The 20,917-nt window shown below is 49.7% G+C and carries 17 protein-coding genes; 14 read left to right on the top strand and 3 right to left on the bottom strand.

Features of this window, described 5'->3' with window-relative positions; translation table 11 throughout:
• Positions 1-30: 30 nt before the first annotated feature.
• The gene (locus BN3772_RS00690) at positions 31-840 is read right to left on the bottom strand and encodes an alpha/beta hydrolase (protein ID WP_042195579.1); all 810 of its coding nucleotides are present in this window, start codon (positions 838-840) and stop codon (positions 31-33) included.
• Between the two features lie 189 nt (positions 841-1,029).
• Between BN3772_RS00690 and BN3772_RS00695 the strand changes: the two genes are divergently transcribed.
• The 3 genes from BN3772_RS00695 to BN3772_RS00705 are packed head-to-tail and all read left to right on the top strand — an operon-like array spanning position 1,030 to position 3,931.
• Complete coding sequence (locus tag BN3772_RS00695; RefSeq protein WP_042195580.1) at positions 1,030-1,572, top strand: type IV pilus modification PilV family protein; 543 nt, start codon at positions 1,030-1,032, stop codon at positions 1,570-1,572.
• Positions 1,556-2,062 (top strand): prepilin-type N-terminal cleavage/methylation domain-containing protein, encoded by a 507-nt coding sequence (locus BN3772_RS00700; protein ID WP_042195583.1) that lies wholly within the window; start codon positions 1,556-1,558, stop codon positions 2,060-2,062. The genes BN3772_RS00695 and BN3772_RS00700 overlap by 17 nt, the downstream gene beginning before the upstream one ends.
• Before the next feature lie 12 nt (positions 2,063-2,074).
• Entirely contained in the window at positions 2,075-3,931 is a 1,857-nt protein-coding gene (locus BN3772_RS00705; RefSeq protein ID WP_042195586.1) for a hypothetical protein, read from the top strand.
• Positions 3,932-3,999: 68 nt separating this feature from the next.
• On the opposite strand, the gene BN3772_RS00710 is transcribed toward BN3772_RS00705, so the two are convergent.
• Positions 4,000-7,107 (bottom strand): collagen-binding domain-containing protein, encoded by a 3,108-nt coding sequence (locus BN3772_RS00710; RefSeq protein WP_052380318.1) that lies wholly within the window; start codon positions 7,105-7,107, stop codon positions 4,000-4,002.
• A 308-nt stretch (positions 7,108-7,415) separates the two neighbouring features.
• On the opposite strand from BN3772_RS00710, the gene BN3772_RS00715 reads away from it, so the two are divergent.
• The 8 genes from BN3772_RS00715 (at position 7,416) to BN3772_RS00750 (ending at position 15,967) form a co-directional block, all read left to right on the top strand.
• Positions 7,416-9,080: a GspE/PulE family protein gene (locus tag BN3772_RS00715; RefSeq protein ID WP_042195589.1), complete on the top strand. Its 1,665-nt coding sequence runs from the start codon at positions 7,416-7,418 to the stop codon at positions 9,078-9,080.
• Positions 9,081-9,099: 19 nt separating this feature from the next.
• Positions 9,100-10,149 (top strand): type IV pilus twitching motility protein PilT, encoded by a 1,050-nt coding sequence (locus BN3772_RS00720; protein ID WP_280114370.1) that lies wholly within the window; start codon positions 9,100-9,102, stop codon positions 10,147-10,149.
• Positions 10,149-11,354, top strand: coding sequence for a type II secretion system F family protein (locus tag BN3772_RS00725; protein WP_042195592.1), 1,206 nt, complete (start codon positions 10,149-10,151; stop codon positions 11,352-11,354). The genes BN3772_RS00720 and BN3772_RS00725 overlap by 1 nt, the downstream gene beginning before the upstream one ends.
• A gap of 191 nt (positions 11,355-11,545) precedes the next feature.
• Positions 11,546-12,022 carry a prepilin-type N-terminal cleavage/methylation domain-containing protein gene (locus tag BN3772_RS00730; RefSeq protein WP_042195594.1) on the top strand — a complete coding sequence of 159 codons (477 nt, stop codon included), beginning with the start codon at positions 11,546-11,548 and terminating at the stop codon, positions 12,020-12,022.
• Positions 12,023-12,140: 118 nt separating this feature from the next.
• Positions 12,141-12,890 carry a prepilin peptidase gene (locus BN3772_RS00735; protein ID WP_042195597.1) on the top strand — a complete coding sequence of 250 codons (750 nt, stop codon included), beginning with the start codon at positions 12,141-12,143 and terminating at the stop codon, positions 12,888-12,890.
• Between the two features lie 15 nt (positions 12,891-12,905).
• Entirely contained in the window at positions 12,906-14,549 is a 1,644-nt protein-coding gene (gene pilM, locus BN3772_RS00740; RefSeq protein ID WP_042195600.1) for a pilus assembly protein PilM, read from the top strand.
• Positions 14,536-15,135, top strand: a complete 600-nt coding sequence (locus tag BN3772_RS00745; RefSeq protein ID WP_042195603.1) for a type 4a pilus biogenesis protein PilO — start codon at positions 14,536-14,538, stop codon at positions 15,133-15,135. Before pilM ends, BN3772_RS00745 begins: the two co-directional genes overlap by 14 nt.
• A gap of 229 nt (positions 15,136-15,364) precedes the next feature.
• On the top strand, positions 15,365-15,967 hold the full coding sequence (locus tag BN3772_RS00750) for a DL-endopeptidase inhibitor IseA family protein (protein ID WP_052380319.1): 603 nt from the start codon (positions 15,365-15,367) through the stop codon (positions 15,965-15,967).
• 126 nt (positions 15,968-16,093) lie between these two features.
• Here the strand turns inward: BN3772_RS00750 and BN3772_RS00755 are convergent, their stop codons facing one another.
• Positions 16,094-17,524 carry a VanW family protein gene (locus tag BN3772_RS00755; RefSeq protein ID WP_042195605.1) on the bottom strand — a complete coding sequence of 477 codons (1,431 nt, stop codon included), beginning with the start codon at positions 17,522-17,524 and terminating at the stop codon, positions 16,094-16,096.
• 352 nt (positions 17,525-17,876) lie between these two features.
• Between BN3772_RS00755 and ftsE the strand changes: the two genes are divergently transcribed.
• Genes ftsE through BN3772_RS00770 form a run of 3 tightly spaced genes read left to right on the top strand, consistent with a single transcriptional unit; the run spans position 17,877 to position 20,826 of the window.
• On the top strand, positions 17,877-18,563 hold the full coding sequence (gene ftsE / locus BN3772_RS00760; protein ID WP_039877506.1) for a cell division ATP-binding protein FtsE: 687 nt from the start codon (positions 17,877-17,879) through the stop codon (positions 18,561-18,563).
• Positions 18,553-19,467, top strand: a complete 915-nt coding sequence (gene ftsX, locus BN3772_RS00765) for a permease-like cell division protein FtsX (protein WP_042181216.1) — start codon at positions 18,553-18,555, stop codon at positions 19,465-19,467. The genes ftsE and ftsX overlap by 11 nt, the downstream gene beginning before the upstream one ends.
• A gap of 60 nt (positions 19,468-19,527) precedes the next feature.
• Complete coding sequence (locus tag BN3772_RS00770; RefSeq protein ID WP_042195607.1) at positions 19,528-20,826, top strand: murein hydrolase activator EnvC family protein; 1,299 nt, start codon at positions 19,528-19,530, stop codon at positions 20,824-20,826.
• Positions 20,827-20,917 lie beyond the last annotated feature (91 nt).

Genomic DNA, 20,917 nt, shown 5'->3' on the forward strand with positions numbered 1-20,917 from the left:
TATCCGCTACCAGAATTAATGGAGTCCGCGCTATATGCTCCACGAATCAGAAGAGGATTTGCCCAGCGGCAGCCACTTCAGCACATCCTGGATTTTGGCGTCCCAATAACCCCACTCATGCTCCCCGGGGCCTTCTTCATAGGTTAACGATAGTGAGGTTTTGTCGCAGGCAGCGCGGAACACCTGATTGTCCTCATACAAGAAGTCCTCTGTGCCACAGCATTGGTAGAGAAGCGGCTTAGGGCCGTTAGATTCGTCGGCTTGCTGGAGCAGCCATAGCAGATCATTTGGAGTGCCGGCGATATCCTCCTTGCCGAAGATTAACTCGTATTCGATGGATCTTTTGGACGCGTCGTCCCGGTTCATGAAATGATGCGCCATATCAAGTGCTCCTGACAGGCTGGCAGCAGCGGCAAAAGCCTCCGGCTTACGCAGTCCCAGCTTCATCGCCCCATAACCGCCCATGGAAAGTCCGGCCACGAAGTTATCTTCACGTTTATGAGAGAGCGGAAAGAACGAGCGGGCAAGCGCGGGCAGCTCCTCGCTGATGAAGGTCCAGTACCGGCCCCCTTCGGCCATATCCGTATAAAAGCTCCGGTGCACCTGCGGCATCACCACCGCAATCCCCAGTTCAGCTACATAGCGTTCAATCGAGGTCCGGCGCAGCCAGATTGAATCATCATCCGAGAGACCGTGCAGCAGGTAAAGCGTCGGGTGAAGATTCCCTCTTTTCACATTATTAAGTCCGATTTGCGTAGTCGTCTGCTGCGGCAGAATCACCGTCATTGAAGTACTGAGGCCGAGCACATCCGAATAAAATTTGCATTCGATCAGAGCCATTGTTGTTTCCTCCTTTTAGCACAAATGATAGCATAGCGCATGGCCGATATATAGAGTAGAAATCGCTGGAATTATTATGTCTAATAGGATTGCTGGGTTAAGAGGGGAAAGAATATAATGGAAGCAGGATAAATAGATGAGGAATGTGCAATTGCGAAAGATTTACAGAGTGAGGGGCGAAAAGGCAGGATGAAAGATCGTCTTAAGCAGGAACAAGGATTTACACTGATCGAAGTGCTGGCGGCAATTATCATTTTGTCGATCGTCTCCCTGGTGCTAACGTCTTATTTTACCAACGCCATGTCATACGCCAAAGCCAACCAGAACAAGACGATCATGGTCAACCTGGCGCGCAATGCGCTGTTTTATGCGGAGAAGCAGGATTTTGATAAGTGGAAGTGTTACTTGGATAGCAAGGGGAATATCGGATATTCTGATGTGCGAACAGTGGATGAGCCTGACGCCCCCTGCAGCTACAATAGCCTTGTTAAGGATGTGCAGGTACTGGATAAAGTACTAAATCCCAGTATCAATGGCATTAACTACACCATTAATATCGCCTACCAGGCTGAAATCTATAATAAGATGAAGGATTCTCAGGATCTGGTCAAACAAAAATCAGCAGATTATCTTATCCCTGTGCTTATCACTGTTAAAAGTCCGGAGAAAAATGGCGGAAATGCAGCCCAGACCGTTGTGGAGGGATATATCAGAAATGAAGAGATTCGTTAAGCTTCTCCGCAGGGAGCAAGGGCTGACGCTGATTGAATTAATAGCAGGTATTGCTCTTTTTTCAATGGTAGCAGGGTTAATCTATGGAGTGATGTTGTTCGGTATCCGCAGCTATAACCAGGTATCCGTTGAGAACAAGCTGAGGGATGAAGGAGATCTGCTGATGTCGGCAATCATAACCGAAATGTATACTTTTGGACCTACTGTAGTCTCAGCTACAGGTAAAGCTCTGACATTATCAACGATTAAGGATGACGGCAGCCAGATAACCGAACAAATCAGTATTGCAGACGGAAAAATGAAGTTTAACGGGATTTCGGATATAAGGACGGATATTACAGCTGATTTGGTTGAGGATTCAGGCTTCACCCTGACCTGCAGTACAGGAGCACCATGTGAGAGCGGCCTTATCCAGATCAAATTGAATTTGCATAAGGATTATGGGGGAAAACCGTTTGAGTTGTCTTTAGAGAGCACATTCGGCTTTTAGGGGGAGAACGTTTTGATAGAGCGTGACAGAGCTGTGCCATACCACACAAATAATAGGGTGAGCAAGGTTTTAACAAGCGAGCAGGGCTCGGCACTTGTACTTGTCATGTTTCTTGTGCTGATGCTCACTATTCTGGGAATGGCTGTACTAGGAGCGACGATTGGCGGGGCACAACGCACAGAAACAAGGGAGAATGACGTACAAAGTCTACATTTAGCACAAAAGGGTCTTGATGAAGCTACAGCCTATATTCAAGCTCAGCTTGCTGTTCAAAATGCAATAGACCCTGATAAGCTGGAGAGTGTAATCCAGTCGCTTAGTGAGTTGAATGATGACAACCGGAATATCACTACAGAGCCGGGAATAATCGGTAACAGCGCCAGCGGAACGATTGATGAAATTAAGTATACTGCTGACACAACCAACTCGACTCTGCAGGCCAGACGCTATTATATCGATATTTTTACCTCTGCTTTTGTAAACGGCGTTGACCGGAAATTGAAACAGCGAATTACGCTGGACAGTTATCCCGAATTCCTCAAATACGCTTTTGGTTCGGAACATGATTTAAGATTAAACGGAGCGCCGCTGCTAAAAGGAAATATCTATGCGGGAAATGAGCTGATTGTTACTCAGACTGCTGAGTATTTATACCAAAATACCTCGATGGATAAATTAACTGTGTATCCAAAAATTTTAGAGAATACTGCCAGCAAAACGGAGTCTGGTGAATTATATGTCCAGTCTTTTGATAGTGTGAAATATGCTCCGGAATATATCAATGAGAGTTCACTTCAGACTATAGACCCGGGGGATACCCAGAAGTGGAACGATGTGCTGGGAATCACACCGTCTAAGGTAAAGATTAAAGAGCAAAAGAAATTTGTACAAATCGATGTTCTGGAATCCTTCTGGGATAAGCTGCTGGAAGCCGGAGTAATAGCTGATGGGAACGAAATTCAGAAAAGCTTCAAACAGAAGCTCGAGGAATATAAGCTCGACGAAAATGGCCTGAATAGTGACGGTACCGCAGACCATGTAGAAGAATTAGCCGCTATGCTTCAAGATGGAACCAAAACGAAAGGTGAGCATCTAAAAATACCTGAACCGTATTTGCTTGATCCCTATCCTGAAAACTACACGCTAAAAGATAAAGAGGATATTGATAAGAAAAACGCAAAAAAAGAATCAGATTACATTTCTGAACTAGCTAAGATGGAGAACAGAACGGAATCAGCAGTATATAACGGAAATCTTTCGATCAATTCAATCGGATATAAGAACCTTACATTTACCCAAACGGCAAAGGAAAGCCCTAAATGGCTAGTCGTTGCCGGAGATCTGGATATTGTAAATAATACCGATACATTAATGAATGTTAAGGGCAATGTTCTTGTAGCCGGTAATGTTACGATTAAGGGGAATGTAGCTTTTGATTCCACGATGTTTGTCCTGGGAAGTACTACGGTTGAAGATGCAACCATACAGGGGCTTGAGGGTAAAGAGCTGGTGCTGATTTCTAAAGGCAAGGTACTTATTAACCGGCTGGCTGCCTTTTCTAATAATCCGGTTACGATGAAGGCATTCTTCTATACCGATTCTACAGGAGAACTGTACGGAGTCGGATCAAGATTCTCATTAGAAGGAGGATTTTTTGCTAAAGGGGATTTGACGGTGAATGCGGTTGTAGGTGAAGTTAAGAGCCTCTCTGCATACACTCCCAATAGTGATTTTGCCACGCAGGTGGATGGCGAAATGAGGCGTTTTGAAGTGACATACAACGATGAGGTCTACGGCCATCAGCAATCCAGCCTGCCGCGTGTAAGTAATGTAAGTCTTACTGTTGGACCCGTTGAATTTGCAGATTAGAATACTAAAAAATCCGGGTGCAGAAGGGTTAATAATCCCACTGTACCCGGATTTTTTAGTTGCTGGAATTAATATTTATCCTTATTGTCCGGTAATTTAACCTGTATCACGATAGTTGCACTAACAGGATCAGTATACTCGGATGGTTTATAAGTAACCGTAACTTTTACGATACCGGGAGCATGGGCGGTAATAGTGCCATCATGGATATTGGTAAAGGATGCAATAGCATTATTTGAACTTGTCCATTCCAGTTTGTTAAGAGGAATATCATAAGGGTACAAATATAACAAGTCTGCTAAGTTGCTGTTTTCACCAGCGGATAACACATGTGTGCTTTTTGAAAAGCGGAGTACCATTGGCAGAATATCGACGACAAGGCTTTTTTCAATGGAGCCGATTCGTGCTGTAACTGTCACTTTGGTTTCCAGTGCTGCTCCAGTTGTTGGATCTTTCTTAAATGTCTTGGCCACTAGTGTATTGCCCAATTTCGTAATATCGGTGTTGCTAAGAGAAGCATACGTACCGTTGTCATCACCAGTGATACTCCAGATAATATCGCTTGCTTCAATTCCGGCATTTACGGGATCCAGCCCTAATGACAAGCTCAGATTTCTACCAGCATAGACCTGATTTGCTCCGCTGATATTAAAATCAGTGAGGGGGATTTTGGTAACAGAAATTTGTTTTAATACTTCTATTGGAGCAGCAAGGCTATGGCTAGTGAAACTTAACTTTATTATATATTCACCCAATGATGGGGCCTTAAATGTTGTATCTTCACCAGTTGCAGGAGCTAACGTAGCGCCGGGAGGACCTGATACAATTGTCCAAGTATAGTTGATTCCGGTTTCTCCAGCAGGTCCAGTATAAATAGCTTTGAGATCTAAAGCTTTGTTGATTTGTGTAGAAGTGCCTCCACCTATCTCTAATGCTCTGGGAGCAGTAACCGTAACATTGACTGTTTTACTAATATCGCTGCCATCTGTTGCTTTTGCGGTGATTTGGGCAGTTCCTTCAGCGACGCCAGTGACTCTTCCGTTTTGATCTACAGTCACAATGCTTGTATTATTTGAACTCCATTCCAGTACAGGTATACTCGCATTAGAAGGACTAATTGTTGCATTAAGCAGTTTAGTCTCGTTTACCGTCAGCGTAGTCCCCTCAAGCTGAATGTCTGTTACCTCCACAGCAACTTTTTTTACTATAACATCTACAGTGCGGCTTACGTTGCTTCCATCCGTTGCACTTGCGGTAATTTGGGTTTTTCCTACAGTTATACCTGTTACCTGTCCGGTCTGATCCACAGTAACAATACCAGAATTAGCTGAGCTCCATTGTAGTGTGGATGAGGTGGCGTTTGATGGAATAACAGTTGCAGTTAATGCCTTGCTCTCACCTAGAATTAGAATAGTTCCTTCCAATTGAATCTCTGTTACCGGGACTTTTTTTACTATGACATCTACAGTACGGCTCACTCCGCTTCCATCCGTTGCACTTACCGTTATCCGGGCAGTACCCTCTTTAACTCCAGTAACCTGACCACTTTGACTTACAGTAGCAATAGTTGGATCAGCTGAACTCCACCGCAGAGCAGTAATGCTGGCATTAGAAGGCATCACCGTCGGATTCAACAGCTTAGTTTCTCCCACTACTAGAGTGGCGCCTTCCATCCGGATTTCTGTAACCGGGCGTATAACCTTTATACTTATTGCTACAAACTCCAGAGTTGCCCGCGATGGTGCAGGTGTTGGCGAAGCCGTTACTGCTGGAGTAGGCGTCGGTGTCGTTGTCGGCGGCATTTGTCCTGTATAAGGAAGGATGCCGACCGTTGATGAAGAATCGATTGATTTACCAATGATATTGCCGTGAATTTGGCCGTTAGTGAAGGTGATAGCTGCTTTCGGAGCAAGAATAGAGCCTCTGTATTCACCACTTGAAATACTGACAGAAGTGGCATCAGGGAAATTATAGATAACATTGTTTCCGCTGACTCCATTTGGCAAGGCGAAGGCCTTGGTGAAATTCACGTTGGCACCCCGGACATTAAAGATCAGGGAAGATCCCGCTGGGGCTGTTAGATTGGTCCAACTTGCCTGATTATAATAATCTGAAGTAAAGTCGAATACACTTACCGGCTGGGTTGCTGTAGCATAAAGGCCTCCGTATTTTAGCTCTGTAGTTGTTCCGGCTGCCTGAATAGCGGCAAGCTTACTGGAATAAGCCTCGTAATAGCTGCGGGCGGAAGCAAAATCAATCAGGCTTCCCTTCTTATATGTGCCGCCTACGATATTACCCGGGTAATTCTTGAGATATTCGCCCTGGTGGAGAATGTTGCCGTAAACCGTACCATTGGTGAAATTCAGATCGCCGCCAGTGACTAATGCATAAGGAACAGTGAGTCTATAGCCTTCATTAATAGAAACGCCGCCGGTTGTGACGTTTCCTCCAGCAGCGATATTGCCGGCAACCGAAGCGGTTATTTTGGCTCCTTCAAAGACGAATACATTATAATCCCCGGCTACACCAAGCAGTGATCCGGTGGAGGAGACATCCGGGTTGAAGGCCGCTGCCGGAGAAGGCGACGGTGTCGCTGTTACTGAGCTGTGAATATCATTAAAATTCAAACCAGCCTTATTAAAAATATAGCTTCCCGTATTAGTTACTTGAGCGGGCACAGAGAAGCTGATAACTTTACTGGTCTGTCCAGTATCAGCATTTGCAACAAAGGCCTGTTTGGACTGATTCCATGAATAAGTAAGATCCGGGAGAGTTCCGGTTAAAGTATACCCGGTAGAAAGATTACCGGTTTTAGTAAAGCCGGCGGGGAGGGAAGTATCCTGAATATTAAGATTTGGCGGAAGCTTCTCAGTGAACACAAGATTCGTGACAGCCTGCTGCTGGATTCCCGCAGTATTGCTGTCCGGTACAGCCAGAGGTGTAATGGTGTAATTAAGAACAATATTCTTGTTGATCTGGAGATTGTCATTTTCAGTAACTATCGTTCCATTTTCATTTGTGATTGTGCGGTTCAATGTCATATTAGCCTTTACAACATAACCGATAGTCTGATCAGCGACCACATAAGTCATCAGCTTCCACACAGGCAGTACAAGCAGCATCACCAGGGCCAAGCCTGAAACAAAATACAACCTTTTCTTCTTGATACGCTTCATCATCATCGCTCCCTGGCCGATATATAATCATGCTTCCTGTCAAAAGTAAATGCATTGTTTCATATATTGGAATTCCCTGTAGGGGGTTTTCGTTGTAAAAAGTACCAATCTATGCTATATATCATTCTAGGACATATTTAGTAGATAGGCAATTAAAAGATATGCGTATTCTGCTGGTTTATGAGTCTAAATAACTATTAAAATTTAAATATTCTTACAATATACATAGGTTGAATTAAGCAGGACTGCCGGACTGGTCCGGGAGAGGCTGCCTACGACAAAATTTAGCGCTCTGGAGTGAAAAAGAGATGGCCATCATGAAGAAGAGGCTGGGAGACCTGCTTGTAGAAAACGGGATTATCTCTCAGGAGCAGCTTGAAGAGGCGCTGGTTGAACAGCGTAAATCCAAGCGCAAGCTGGGCGATCTGCTGATTACCCAGGGCTATATTACCGAGCAGCAGCTTATTGAGGTTCTTGAGTTTCAGCTTGGAATTCCCCACGTCAGCCTGTTCAAATATCAGATAGATCCGGCTATCACTCAGATCATTCCTGAGAGCATGGCCAAACGTTATCAGGTACTTCCGTTCATGAAAGAGGGCGGTAAGCTGATGGTTGCTATGGCTGATCCGCTTGATTATTTTGCGATTGAGGATCTGCGCATGAGCACCGGCTTCCGCATTGAGCCTGCGATTTCCAGCCGGGACGAGCTCACCCGGGCAATTGCCCGCCACTATGGCATGCGCGATTCGATGAGTCAGATGATGGTCGAGCTGCCGACACAGGAAGAGATTGAAGAAACGGAGATTACGGATGAGGATTCGCCGATTGTCCGGCTTGTGAACCAGATGATTCAGCAGGCGGTTTCGCTCAGAGCGTCGGATATCCATGTGGACCCGGGTGAAAATAACCTGTCCATCCGCTTCCGGATCGACGGAACATTGCGCACGGAGCGGATTATCCCGAAGCAGATGCAGGGGTTCATCACGGCGAGACTTAAGATTATGGCTAAGCTTAATATAGCCGAGCGGCGCCTGCCGCAGGACGGCCGGATCAAGATGCAGTTTGATTACAAAATGGTCGACATCCGCGTATCCTCGCTGCCGACGATGCACGGTGAGAAAATTGTTCTCCGGCTGCTCGATCTGAGCACCGGGGTGAAGACAGTCGAGAGTCTCGGATTCAGCGACTGGAACGCCGGAGCTTTTCAGGACATGATCAGCAAGCCTTACGGCATTATCCTGATTACCGGTCCTACTGGCAGCGGTAAATCTACCACGCTGTATGCGGCCCTTAATCAGCTGAATACCGAGAGCGCCAATATTATTACAATCGAAGATCCGGTAGAGTACCAGCTGGAAGGAGTTAATCAGGTGCACGTGAATCCGGCAATTGGACTGACCTTTGCCGCTGGCCTGCGCTCGATTCTCCGGCAGGACCCGAACATTGTCATGGTGGGAGAGATCCGCGATACCGATACCGCTGAGATTGCCGTGCGGGCCTCGCTTACCGGGCATCTGGTATTGTCCACGCTTCATACGAATGATGCGGTAAGCACGATTTTGCGGCTGCGGGATATGGGTGTGGAGCCCTACCTGATTGCTTCCTCCCTGCTTGGAGTAGTGGCACAGCGGCTCGTCCGCAAAATCTGCCCGGATTGCCGTGAAGAGCATACACCAACCGAGCAGGAGTCGATCATGCTGCGCCGTTACGGTCTGCCTGACAGGGTTATTTACCGGGGCCATGGCTGCGGCAGCTGTAATAATACCGGATATAAAGGCCGGATTGCGATTCATGAGGTATTGACCATTAACGACCATCTGCGTCAGATGATTACCGATTCCGCATCTATTGAGGAGCTGCGTGCAGCCGGTAAAGCTCAAGGAATGGTGCATTTGATGGAGGATGGATTCCTCAAGGTCTCCAGAGGTATAACTACCCTGCAGGAGGTTATGCGCGAGACAGTTTCGCATTAGAGTTTAGGGGGAGACAAAAGTGCCAGCCTTTTCATGGGATATTGATCAATTGTTATATATGGCCTTTGCTTCCAAGGCTTCGGACCTGCACATTTCGGTAGGCTCTCCTCCGGTTATGCGGATTGACGGCAAGCTGCAGCCGCTGGAAGGTGAACGGATCAGCTCTGAGGAGTCAGCTCACATGGCTGATATGCTGCTTGGCAGCGAGAGAAGCTTGGAGTTCCGTAATAAAGGGGAATTTGATTTCTCTTATCCTCTGGACGATGGAGTAAGATACCGTGTGAACGTGTACCGGCAGCGCGGTGAGGTGAGTATTGCGGCGCGGTCTATACCGGCTCAGATTCCCAGCATGGAGCAGCTGTCCCTTCCTGGGGTGCTGTCCGGTCTGGCAATGAAGCCCCAAGGCCTGATTCTGGTAACAGGACCTACAGGCAGCGGAAAATCTTCAACGCTTGCCGCTATGCTGAATTATATTAACCGGACAGCCAGCAAGCATATCGTTACACTGGAAGATCCGATAGAGTTTCTGCATACCCACGGAACCTGCCTGATTGATCAGCGTGAGGTGGGCAGTGATACCGGAAGTTTTGCCAGCGGGTTAAGGGCGGTCCTCCGCCAGGACCCGGATGTTATTCTGGTCGGGGAAATGCGCGATTTGGAGACGATCTCCGCCGCAGTTACTGCAGCTGAAACGGGACATCTGGTTATGGCTACGCTGCATACAACCGATGCACCGCAGACAATTGACCGGATCATCGACACATTTCCGGGGCATCAGCAGGGGCAGATTCGTTCGCAGCTGGCTTCAGTGCTGCTGGCAGTCCTGTCGCAGCGTTTATTCCCGCGGGCTGGCGGTAAAGGGCGCCTATGCGCTACCGAGCTGCTGATCAACACACCGGCGGTGGCTAACCTGATCCGGACCGAGAAGACCCACCAGCTCAAAAATGTGATGCAGACCAGCCGCGCGCTCGGGATGCATACGCTGGAGATGAATATACGCGAGCAATTGCAGCTGGGGCTGATTCAACCAGAGGCAGCCAGAGGTTACCTCACGGAGGTGACTAACTGATGCCGCAGTTTGAATACCAGGTCCGGACAAGCGCCGGGAAGCAGCTCAAAGGCAAGCTGACAGCTTCAGATAAAGGATCGGCGATGGAGGAGCTGCGCAAGCGGGGGCTTACTGTATTTTCGCTGGCTGAACAGAAATCCTCTATTCTGTCGATGGAGATTTATATTGGTAACCCGGTTAAGACGATTGATTTCATTATTTATTGCCGCCAGTTCGCTACCTTGATGCGTGCAGGCGTCTCGATAGTTGGCGCTACACGAATTCTGGCAGAGCAGACTGAGAGTAAGGCGCTGAGCAAAGCGCTGAATGATGTGAATTCCAGCCTGCTGCGCGGTATTGCGTTGTCACAGGCGATTCAGGATCACAAAAAGATTTTTCCGCCGCTGTTCATCAGTATGATCCGTGCAGGGGAAGAGTCCGGTGATCTGGAAGGGACGCTTGAGCGGCTGGCTGTTTATTTTGAGAAGCGGCATGTCACTTCTGAGAAAATCAAATCTGCCCTGACCTATCCGGTTACGGTTGGTATAATGGCACTTGCCGCTGTTGTGTACTTGCTGTGGGCGATTGTGCCGCAGTTTGTGACGATGTTTGAATCGATGGACGCTGAGCTTCCGGCGATAACCAGGCTGGTATTGGCCCTCAGTAAAAGCATTCAAGGACAATGGTATTTCTGGCTAATCGCCATTATTCTTATTGTGGTTGGTTTCCAGGTTGCTAAGCGCACGGAGCAGGGTGCATACGCACTTGATTATGCAAAGCTCAAGATTCCTGTGTTCGGCAAGCTGAATCAAAAGGGCTCAATTGCCCAGTTCACACGTACCTTTGCATCTTTATACGCCAGCTCGGTACCGATTCTGCAGGCGTTGTCTATCTTGGAAGAGGTAGCAGGCAATAAGGTGATAGGCGGATATATCCGCAGTTCCGCTGACTCCCTCAGACAAGGAAAGCCGCTCTCAGAGCCGCTTAAGAAAGCGTGGGTATTCCCGCCGCTGGTCACACAGATGATTGCAATTGGTGAGGAGACCGGAGCGCTTGATGAGATGCTGTCAAAAGTAGCAGATTTTTATGAGATGGATGTCGAGAACACGGTGGACCGGTTGAAATCACTGCTTGAGCCACTACTGATCGCTTTTTTGGCCGGTGTGGTCGGTGTCATTGTGGCAGCGATTATGCTGCCGATGTTCAGCCTGTATAGCAACATGTGAGCCTGGTGCTCCTTGCATAGATTGAGAGGGGTGACGCCAAGCAGGTGAACCGGGAGCAGAGGCAGTCTCCAGAACCTGCTGGAATAGGACAAGTACACTTGGATGACAGCAACAGGACAACGGGGAATTACACAGATAACGGAGTATCGGTCTTATTCAATATCATCAATTAATTATGAGGGGGAAAAAGAATGTTAGCACAGGCGATTCGTAAAAAGCTGGGCAAGGCGGGTAAAGAGGAAAAAGGGTTTACGCTGATTGAGTTATTGGCGGTTATTGTGATTTTGGGGGTAATTGCAGTAATTGCGGTTCCGTTGATTAGTAATGTTATAGATAATTCCAAAAAGGATTCTGATGTGGCTACGGCAAGACAGATTTATGATGCTGCTAGACTATATGTGATTAATGAAAAGGGTGGAGTTTTTGCAGAAGCTGGAGGTATGACGATTACTATTGGACCGAAGGCAACTGCAGACACACTTCAAAATAAAGGTTATCTTGAAAGCCCTATTTACTTACCAAGTACAAAAGACGCAATTACAGGAGGAACAGTAACCTTTGATGCAACTGGTGCCCTGACTGGAGTAACTATTGCACCTATTTCATCAGCTGCAAATGCTACAACAGGTACATTTACTCCAGATCAAATTCTCAAGGTTAAGAGATAGCTGAAGGTGTTGAGCTTAGCATAGGAATTGATTCTAGTATAATGGAATTTTACTATTCTAAAGGAATCGGAATTCCCGATTCCTTTTTTAAAATCCACAGAACAGGAACCATCACCCCATGACCATTGTTATCGCAGGATACATCACGCTTGTCGGGCTGATTCTGGGCTCCTTCTATAATGTAGTGGCGCTGCGGGTGCCGGCGGGAGAGTCGCTGGTGCGGCCGCCGTCGCATTGTACCAGCTGCGGGACGCGGCTGACAGCGCGGGATCTGCTGCCGGTGGCAAGTTACCTTCTGTCCTGGGGCAGGTGCCGGCACTGCGGGGCGAAGGTGTCGCCGCTGTATATGCTTGGTGAAATGGCGACAGGGCTGTTATTCCTGTGGGTATACCTGCAGTATGGCCTATCCGGGCAAGGCATTACCGGGTTTGTGCTCGTCAGCCTCGCGGTCATCGTAACGGTAGCTGACCTGAAATACATGCTGATCCCGAATAAGGTGCTGCTGTTTTTCCTGCCGCTGCTTCTGGTGCTGGTGATCCTGTTTCCGGAAGGTCCGCTATGGTCTCAACTGCTGGGAGGCTCGGCAGGCGGTCTCATTATTCTGCTGCTAGCCCTGCTAGGGGGGATGGGCATGGGAGATGTGAAGCTGTTCGCGCTGCTGGGCTGGGTAATCGGCTTTCCTAATGTGATTCTGGCCTTTCTGATTGCCTGCACACTGGGAAGCCTTGCCGGCGGTACGCTGATACTGCTCGGCAAGGTGAAACGCAGACAGCCGATTCCGTTCGGACCTTGGCTGGCGGCAGGCTCACTAATCGCTTTCTCTTACGGTTCACAACTTATCAGCGGTTATCTCGCGCTCATCCGTTAGGAGGAACTTTATAGCATGTTTGGAATAGGTAACAAAGCGGCCGGTGTCTCCATTGAGCAGACGGGCATCCGCTATATCAGCTTCAAGAACAATCAGGGCAAACAGGTCCACAAAAAAAGATTCATGCCGCTGCTTCCGGGCATGATCGTTGAGAACCAGGTGGCTGACAGCGAGGCGCTGCTGGACCGGCTGAGACAATGGGTGAAAACGAAGGGGCTGCGCGGCAGTGCAGTTAACCTGTCAATCCCCCCTTCACAGATGATCATCCGCAAGATGACGATTCCAAGCACGGTAGAGAAGCAGATTGACCAGCTGGTGAAGCTGGAGGTCGAGACCAGCCTGCATCTCCCTTTTGAGAATCCGGTGTACGATTACGTGGTTACCGGACAGGAGGAGAACGAGAGCCAACTGATTATATTTGCCGCACCGCGCAAGGTTGTCCAGGATTACGTGGATGTACTTGAAGATGCCGGGCTGAAAATAAAAAGCGTTGAGGTTTCGGCAACCGCTCTGGCCCGCAGCATCGTGGCAGGCTATGGACATGCTTTTAACGAGACGATGCTAATTCATCTGGAGCAGTCGCTGCTTGATATCTATATGTTCCGTAACGGAAATCCGGTGTTTATGCGGACGATTAATCTGGTGGATCTGGCCCAGGCACAGCCGCTGCCCTTCAATTTGAGCAAAGAAATTCCGTTTGCAGCAGAGGCAGAGGCGGAAGCTGCCGCCTCTGCTGCCTCACAGGACCATTTGTCGGCTGAACAGATCGTGGAGATTACAGCGGAGATCTCGCGTATGCTGAGCTTTTACCAGTACAGCCTGCATGACGGCACTACACGGATTACGGAGCTGCTGATTACAGGCGCACCCGATATGCGCAGCCAGCTGCAGCAGGAGCTGCAGGCGGCGCTGCCGGAGCTGGCCATTGCCCCGATTGCCGTTGACCAGTTCGCTGCCGGTGTACGGCCGGACAACAGTCTCAATGATTACCGGGTAGCTGCCGGAGCGGCGCTGCGTGATCCCAAGCTGCGCAACATTAACCTGCTGCCGCGTGAGGACCGCGAGACGATCGTATTCCCTTATGTTGCAGTGACGCTTGCCGCGGTGTGGGTGCTTGGCGTAGCCGGGACCGGTATTTTGTATACTTCAGTGCGCGGAGAGTATGCGGATCAGAGCACAAGGATTCAGGCAGTTCAGGATCAGAATGCTAACCTGCAGCTTGAACTGGCCAGCCTGAACAGCAGCGGAGCCGGTAGCGGCAGCTTTGACAGGACGGCGATTATTGAAGCTTTGTCAGCCAGCCGGGTAAATGCCGCTGCCTTGCTTAATGAACTGAAGTCGAAGCTGCCGTATGCCGCTGTAATCCGGGAAATCAGCTATTCTTTCCGCGGGGATCTGCTGCTGACTGTGAACTTTACAGATATGGAGCACAGCGGAGTATACCTGACTTCGCTGCGGGGAATGCCGTTTGCCCGTGAAGCGGTCATTGAGAAGTTATCCGAAGGCTCAGCAAGCTCAGGTGCAGCCGGAAGCTTATCTAATCTGATGAATTATTCAGCCGTATACCGGGTGAATACAGCACCAGCAGCTGCTGATCAGCAAGCAGCGGAAGCGCAGGCTGCTGCGGAGGGGGGAGCGGACAGCAATGGAACAGATTAATAAGTACCGCTCGCCGATTGTGATGGGAATACTCATTCTGTTTTTAATTCTTTTTGCCTTTTATATGCTGGCGGTCCGCCCGGTAAGCAGCGATATCGCTGTGCAGAACAGTGAACTCTCACTGCTGGAACGGGAGGGATCGGCGCTTCAGAACAAAATTAATGAACTCAAGGGCGCCGGAGATAGCCTGAGCGCAGACGAAGAGACGGCACTGGCTGCTATTCCGCAAGGTGACGGAAGCGAAGCGCTGATCAGCGACCTGAAGGCAATCGGTGACAGCTCTCATGCCCGCTTGAAGGACATCGGCTTTTCCCTGACCGGATCAAGTACCGCGGGAACCTGGACGGGCGAAACAGCAGCCGCTTCGGCCGGACTACGGGAGATTAAAATGACAGCTATTGTTGAAGGCGGCTATATCGAGATTAATGAATGGCTGAAGCAGCTGAACAAGATGCCGAGACTGATCACCGTGGATTCTTTCGCCTTCCAGCAGCCGTATGAATTTCCGACTGCACAGAATCCCGGCAGCATCCTGACAGCCAATGTGGCATTTACAGCCTATTACGAGGCTGAAGCGGCAGAGTAATCAGTAGATCATTCAGGTTGTTACAGGCACTATTAAAGCTTCGTCTTCCTTCTCAGGGAGGACGGAGTTTTTTTGTGCGCCGCGAAGCTGCCAATCCGTTTTCAGCCGGCTGCAGATTGGGTATTTTAGCTTACAGGCTATCGTAAGTTATAAAGTATCCTTTACAGCAACAGCAGCAGTTTCGTTCTACCCGAATAAGCAGAAAAAGATGAATAAGGAGGCTTTTCACATGAAAAAGAAATGGTTGATCGGTTCACTGGCACTTTCGCTCGGTCTGGTATCCGCGGGAAGCGGAGCCCTGGCGGCTGCGCCGGTTACAGGAAGCACGGCAGTTAAGACAGTAGCAGCATCATTGCCGGGAAAAGAAGGTCCCGCTACCATTAACAATCTTACAGAGCGAAGCATTATTCCGCTGCTCGTCCACGCCAAGAAGCTGTACACATATGCCAGCGGCGCGGGCAATACCTACGGGTCTGAGAAGTTTGATTATAACGGACTGGAATACCGCTATCTTACCAGTGACCTCGGAACCAAGCAGCAGCTGATGAATTATATAAAAAGAGGATTTACGCACAACGCCGCAGCCTTTTATGCGCAGACGCAGTTTCTTGAAATGAAAGGCAGAATGGCTCAGGTTAACGCAGACGTGGGCAATCATCTCCAGTTCGATAAAGCGACTGCAAAGATGGTTTCCAAAACAGCAACTACAGCTGTATTCGAGCTAAGTGTGCCTCAGGGAAGCGGACAGGGAGAGAATGCCGATGTTGTGGTCAAGCTGAAAAAAGTAAACGGCTACTGGAGAATTGATATGTCACCGGACACCTTGTTCTAATGAAACTATAGGGATGAAGGGACAAAGCTTCATAGCTGCTTCACAGCAAAAAGACGGCCGGATTGAATTCCGGCCGTCTTTTGCGGTGAACAGAAGGGGGTCTGCTGCACAGGAACAGACAGCCGTTCACTCATTGCTGCGTACGCCGTCCTCTACAAGCGGCTTCTTTACAGGCTCTGGCTGGACTGCGTTGCTCATACCGCCCCGGTTAATTGCGATTACCTGCTTTTGTGCCGGATAAATATCACGGGAGAGCTGTTTCTTTTCAAGTGCCTTACCGTCTACATAACGTGTAATATAGGTCTCTACTACATACCCGGCCTTCCCGCTCTGGATAACGCGTGTGCCTCCGCGGGGCAGCGAGGAATCGCTAACATATCTCGCTGCAGGCTGCAGGATTTCAACCGTCTGGGATTGGACGCTATAATAAACATTTTTGGGGAAGGTACCAAACAGCTTAATGGTTAAGGTCCGGCCTTCAACAGCGGCCTTGATAATCAGGTACTTGCCCGTATTATTGCGGAACCGGAAATTAATATAGCCTTGGGCAAACGTAGCATCCTGCCCCTTTGGCAAATAGCTGACGGGCAGGGAGTGATTGCGCCGCTCGACAATTTCCAGGCCGGCTCTGATTGCCGCATTATAGAGCGTACTGGACACCTGGCAAATACCGCCGCCTGTACCGGGCTGCAGCTTGCCGTTCACGATGACCGGCGCTTCGCGCAGCCCCGATTCCTGCTGGGCTTTTTCAATCGCTTTACCGTAATCAAAGACAGCATCCGGCGGCAGTATCGTTCCGTTCACAGCTTTAGCGGCAGCGTCTACATTGTGGGTACGCCCCGGCCCGCTTAAACCTAGTGAGGTGCTGAACTGCATGATTTTTCGTTCAATTCCCTGATCCTTCAGCGCTTTTAAGGTTATGGAAGGCTCTTTTACAGTCAAGGGTACCTCCAGAGTAATCTTGTTGCCCTGCAAGGCAGCCGGATCGGCAAGCTTTACCGGCAGTGCCGCCCGCAGGACAAGTTCCAGCCCGTGCCAGTCCACTTCGTACGAGGTGGTCTCTGCTGTATAGACCACCCGGTCATCTTCGGTAATACGCCGGGTGGCATCAACCGGGATGCCGAAGGATTCAATTTCCCATGCGGTGCTTAGGCTCGACTGCAGCCGGGCTATATCCAGATGGATACCGAGCTCCCAGCCGGCGGCGAAGCTGCGGCGGGCCTGTGCCCGGTCGAGCATCCGCCCTTCCGTTAAGCGCTGCAGCCCCTGAAGGAATTGTTCAGCTTCATAATCCGCTCCGGCCTGCTTCAGGGTGACGGTCAGTTCGGTGTTAGCGCCTGCTTTTAGTACGAGCGGAATGGCTTCAAGGGCGTCAATCCGGGCGGCCAGGCCGCTGCGGACCTCGGCAATCTCCATTTCACCGATATCCCAGCCTGCCAGCCGTGTATCCTTCGGGAGGGTGTGCTGTCCTCCATATAGATGAAGCCCGCCGGCCAGCAGTGAAGCGGCCAGCAGCAGCGAGATGGCTGCGGTGAGGACGATATGTGCTTTTTTCATCAGATAGTCTCCTTCGAAAGCGGCAGATTTGCGTGCAGGGAGCAGCGCAGGCCGGGGTTAAAAGCTTACGGATTGCAATGTCCAGCCGATATATAAACGTGGGAGCTGGTCCAGGCAGGATTTTTTTGCGGGAATCACGAATGTATTACAGAATGAACAGCAGCCAGTGAAATACAGGGCCTGTTCTATGTATATGAGCGGACCGGGTAAAACTTTCGGGTACTCAAACGGTTACAGATTTGTTACAATAGATACGCCTGTGGTATTTGGGCAGTTGATGGAAGCTTCTGCGGTTTGGTGCCTGACCTGACGGCCGGCCGGCGGAATATGACAAAATCGGGAAGTGATAATTTTGATCGAAATGCAGGATGTATGGAAGACGTACCCCAACGGGACCAATGCCCTTCAGGGGATATCCGTCAAGATTGACCGTAACGAATTCGTGTATGTCGTCGGACCGTCCGGCGCAGGAAAATCAACATTCATGAAATTAATTTATAGAGAAGAAACACCGACGAAAGGCCAGATATCAGTAGGCGGGTTCAATATCGGCAAGCTGAAGCCGCGTAAAATTCCTTATGTTAGGCGCAATATCGGCGTAGTGTTTCAGGATTTCCGGCTGCTGCCTAAGCTGACGGCGTATGAGAATGTCGCTTTTGCGATGGAGGTTATTGAGGCCCCGAAGAAAATCATGAAGAAGCGCGTTAACGAGGTGCTTGATCTGGTGGGACTGCGCAGCAAAGCGAACCGTGAGCCTTCCCAGCTATCGGGCGGAGAGCAGCAGCGGATTGCGATTGCCCGTGCCATCGTCAACAATCCGTCCGTTATCATTGCAGACGAGCCTACCGGTAACCTCGATCCCGAGACCTCCTGGGGCATCATGCAGCTGCTGGACGAAATTAATTTTCGCGGTACAACGATTGTGATGGCTACCCATAACAGGGATATCGTCAATAAAATGCGCAAACGGGTACTGGCGATCGAGAACGGCAACATTGTCAGAGACCAGGTGAGAGGGGAATACGGTTATGAGTTTTAAAACCTTCTTGCGCCACATGCGGGAAGGCTTCAAAAATGTATTCCGCAACGGCTGGATGTCGGTGGCTTCCATCACATCTATTGTCGTCTCCCTATTCGTGCTCGGTGTCTTTATTTTGCTTGTACTCAATGTGAACTCCATCGCCGACAAGGCGGACAGCCAGGTGCAGGTCAATGTGCATCTGACGCTTAACACAGATCAGAAGATGCGTGAAACACTGCAGAACGAAATCGGCAGCATGCCGGAAGTAAGCAAGGTGGAGTTCATATCCAAGGAGCAGGGGCTGATTGAGTTCCGTGAGGATATGGGGCCGGAGGCAGCCGAGCTGCTTGAAGGCTTTGACGAAGAGAATAACCCGCTGCCGGACAAGCTGCTGGTCGAAGTGATTGAACCGACCACTGTTCCGTTTGTAGCAGATAAGATAGAAGCACTAAACACAACGCATGAAGAGAAGCCGATATATAAAGTAAACTACGGTAAGGGCTCCGTTGAGACACTGTTTAAGATTACGCGCGCTGTGCGCAATATAGGCTTTATTTTTGTAGCAGGCCTGGCTCTGATGTCCATGTTCCTGATTTCCAATACGATCCGGGTAACCATTCTCGCCCGCCGCAAGGAGATTGGCATTATGAAGCTGGTAGGGGCAACGAATGCGTTTATCCGCTGGCCGTTTTTTGTGGAAGGGGCGCTGATCGGACTGATCGGGTCACTGGTGACCTCCGGCGTTCTCTTTATCGGTTACAGCAGTCTGACCCGTTCTGTTCAGGGTGATCCGATGCTGGGGCTGCAGATGATTCCTGTTGAAGAAATCTGGCTGCTCATGTGCGGGCTGCTGGTGGGCCTTGGCATGCTGATCGGAATCTGGGGAAGTACCGTGTCGATCCGCAAGTTTTTGAAGGTGTAGGGACCATTTCTGACGTGAGATGACATTATAAATACGGAGTAAAAGGATGGGGAGTGCGAGTTGAAGAAGAAGATTGCCGCCGGACTGGCCGTAGCACTGCTGGCTGTCACTTTTTTAGGACCCTCTGACGGATATGCCAAAAAGACAACAGTCGCAGAAATAGATCAGCAGCTGAAGAAGCTGCAGCAAGAGGTGCAGGCGGCTAAGGCCGCGCAGGAAAAGGCGGCTTCCCGTACTCAGGAGGCACAGCACTACAAGAACAAAACAACCGAAAATCTTGAGTATGTGCTGGCACAGATCGATCAGGTAAAGGGTGAGATGACGACCATTTCCGGTAAAATCGCCAGCACGGAGGAGTCGCTCAATGTGACTGCAACTGAGCTGAGTGATGCAGAGGACCGGATTGCTTCGCGTGAAAAGCTGCTGGAATCCCGTGTCCGGCTGATGTATACCGATGGCGCTGTTTCTTATCTTGATGTGCTGCTGTCATCGACCAGCTTCTCGGATTTCCTGGACCGGGCGGATTCGCTCAAGATGATCGTGGATCAGGATCAGGATCTGCTGGAGCAGCATAAACTCGATAAGGAGACTGTGGTAGCGAAGAAAATGGAGCTGGAAGGACAGTATGCGAATGCAAAGCAGCTGTATACCCAGCTTGAGGATCAGCGCAGTGTCTTGAAGGAGAAGGAAGCGGAGAAGCAGGAGCTTATCGCTCATTATGATGAAGAAATTCTGGTGTCCGGGGAAATTTCCGAAGAGCAGGAAGCGAAGCTGGTGCAGCTGGCCAGCGAGCGTTCTGCGCTGGAGACGCAGAAGGATAAGCTGAAGGCAGAGGAAGCGGCACGTAAAGCGGCTGCAGCCAAAGCGGAAGCGGCGCGCAGAGCGGCAGCCGCAGCTGCCAAGGCAAAAGCCAAGTCTGCAAGCGTCAGCAGCGTAAGCTCCTCCTCGGAGTTTGCCGGCAGCGGCGGCCCGTTCCAGATGCCTGTAGGCTCGGCGCGGATCTCCTCAGGGTATGGAAAACGGACACATCCGGTAACTGGTGAAGTCGGTAAGATGCATACCGGCGTAGACTTTGCGGTTCCGCAGGGAACCAATATTCACGCTGCGGATTCTGGTACCGTGCTGGTTGCCGAATGGTGGAGCGGATACGGATACTGTGTCATTATTGACCACGGCGGCGGTGTATGGACGCTGTACGGCCATATCCGTGAGGGCGGCCTCCGAGTTTCGGCAGGAGATAAGGTAGACAGAGGACAGGTTATTGCCGAATCGGGTTCAACTGGACGCTCCACAGGACCGCATCTTCACTTTGAAGTACGGGTAGACGGCAAGACCGTTGATCCGATGCCTTATCTGTAATTTGGCTGCCAAACACAAATTAAGGCAGCGACAATAAATATTAATCAGCACTGCGGCATATACTGGAAGAGATACCGTCCTGGCGGGACGG

The sequence above is a fragment of the Paenibacillus camerounensis genome (genome assembly GCF_000723885.1).
GTDB classification, from domain to species: Bacteria; Bacillota; Bacilli; order Paenibacillales; family Paenibacillaceae; genus Paenibacillus_AQ; species Paenibacillus_AQ camerounensis.

Bases quoted from the DNA above. Each gene is read 5' to 3' on its own strand.
- BN3772_RS00690 (WP_042195579.1), bottom strand. From the start codon at position 840: ATGGCTCTGATCGAATGCAAATTTTATTCGGATGTGCTCGGCCTCAGT.
- BN3772_RS00750 (WP_052380319.1), top strand. From the start codon at position 15,365: ATGAAAAAGAAATGGTTGATCGGTTCACTGGCACTTTCGCTCGGTCTG.
- ftsX (WP_042181216.1), top strand. From the start codon at position 18,553: ATGAGTTTTAAAACCTTCTTGCGCCACATGCGGGAAGGCTTCAAAAAT.
- BN3772_RS00695 (WP_042195580.1), top strand. From the start codon at position 1,030: ATGAAAGATCGTCTTAAGCAGGAACAAGGATTTACACTGATCGAAGTG.
- BN3772_RS00755 (WP_042195605.1), bottom strand. From the start codon at position 17,524: ATGAAAAAAGCACATATCGTCCTCACCGCAGCCATCTCGCTGCTGCTG.
- BN3772_RS00730 (WP_042195594.1), top strand. From the start codon at position 11,546: ATGTTAGCACAGGCGATTCGTAAAAAGCTGGGCAAGGCGGGTAAAGAG.
- pilM (WP_042195600.1), top strand. From the start codon at position 12,906: ATGTTTGGAATAGGTAACAAAGCGGCCGGTGTCTCCATTGAGCAGACG.
- BN3772_RS00725 (WP_042195592.1), top strand. From the start codon at position 10,149: ATGCCGCAGTTTGAATACCAGGTCCGGACAAGCGCCGGGAAGCAGCTC.
- BN3772_RS00745 (WP_042195603.1), top strand. From the start codon at position 14,536: ATGGAACAGATTAATAAGTACCGCTCGCCGATTGTGATGGGAATACTC.
- BN3772_RS00700 (WP_042195583.1), top strand. From the start codon at position 1,556: ATGAAGAGATTCGTTAAGCTTCTCCGCAGGGAGCAAGGGCTGACGCTG.
- BN3772_RS00715 (WP_042195589.1), top strand. From the start codon at position 7,416: ATGGCCATCATGAAGAAGAGGCTGGGAGACCTGCTTGTAGAAAACGGG.
- BN3772_RS00710 (WP_052380318.1), bottom strand. From the start codon at position 7,107: ATGAAGCGTATCAAGAAGAAAAGGTTGTATTTTGTTTCAGGCTTGGCC.
- BN3772_RS00735 (WP_042195597.1), top strand. From the start codon at position 12,141: ATGACCATTGTTATCGCAGGATACATCACGCTTGTCGGGCTGATTCTG.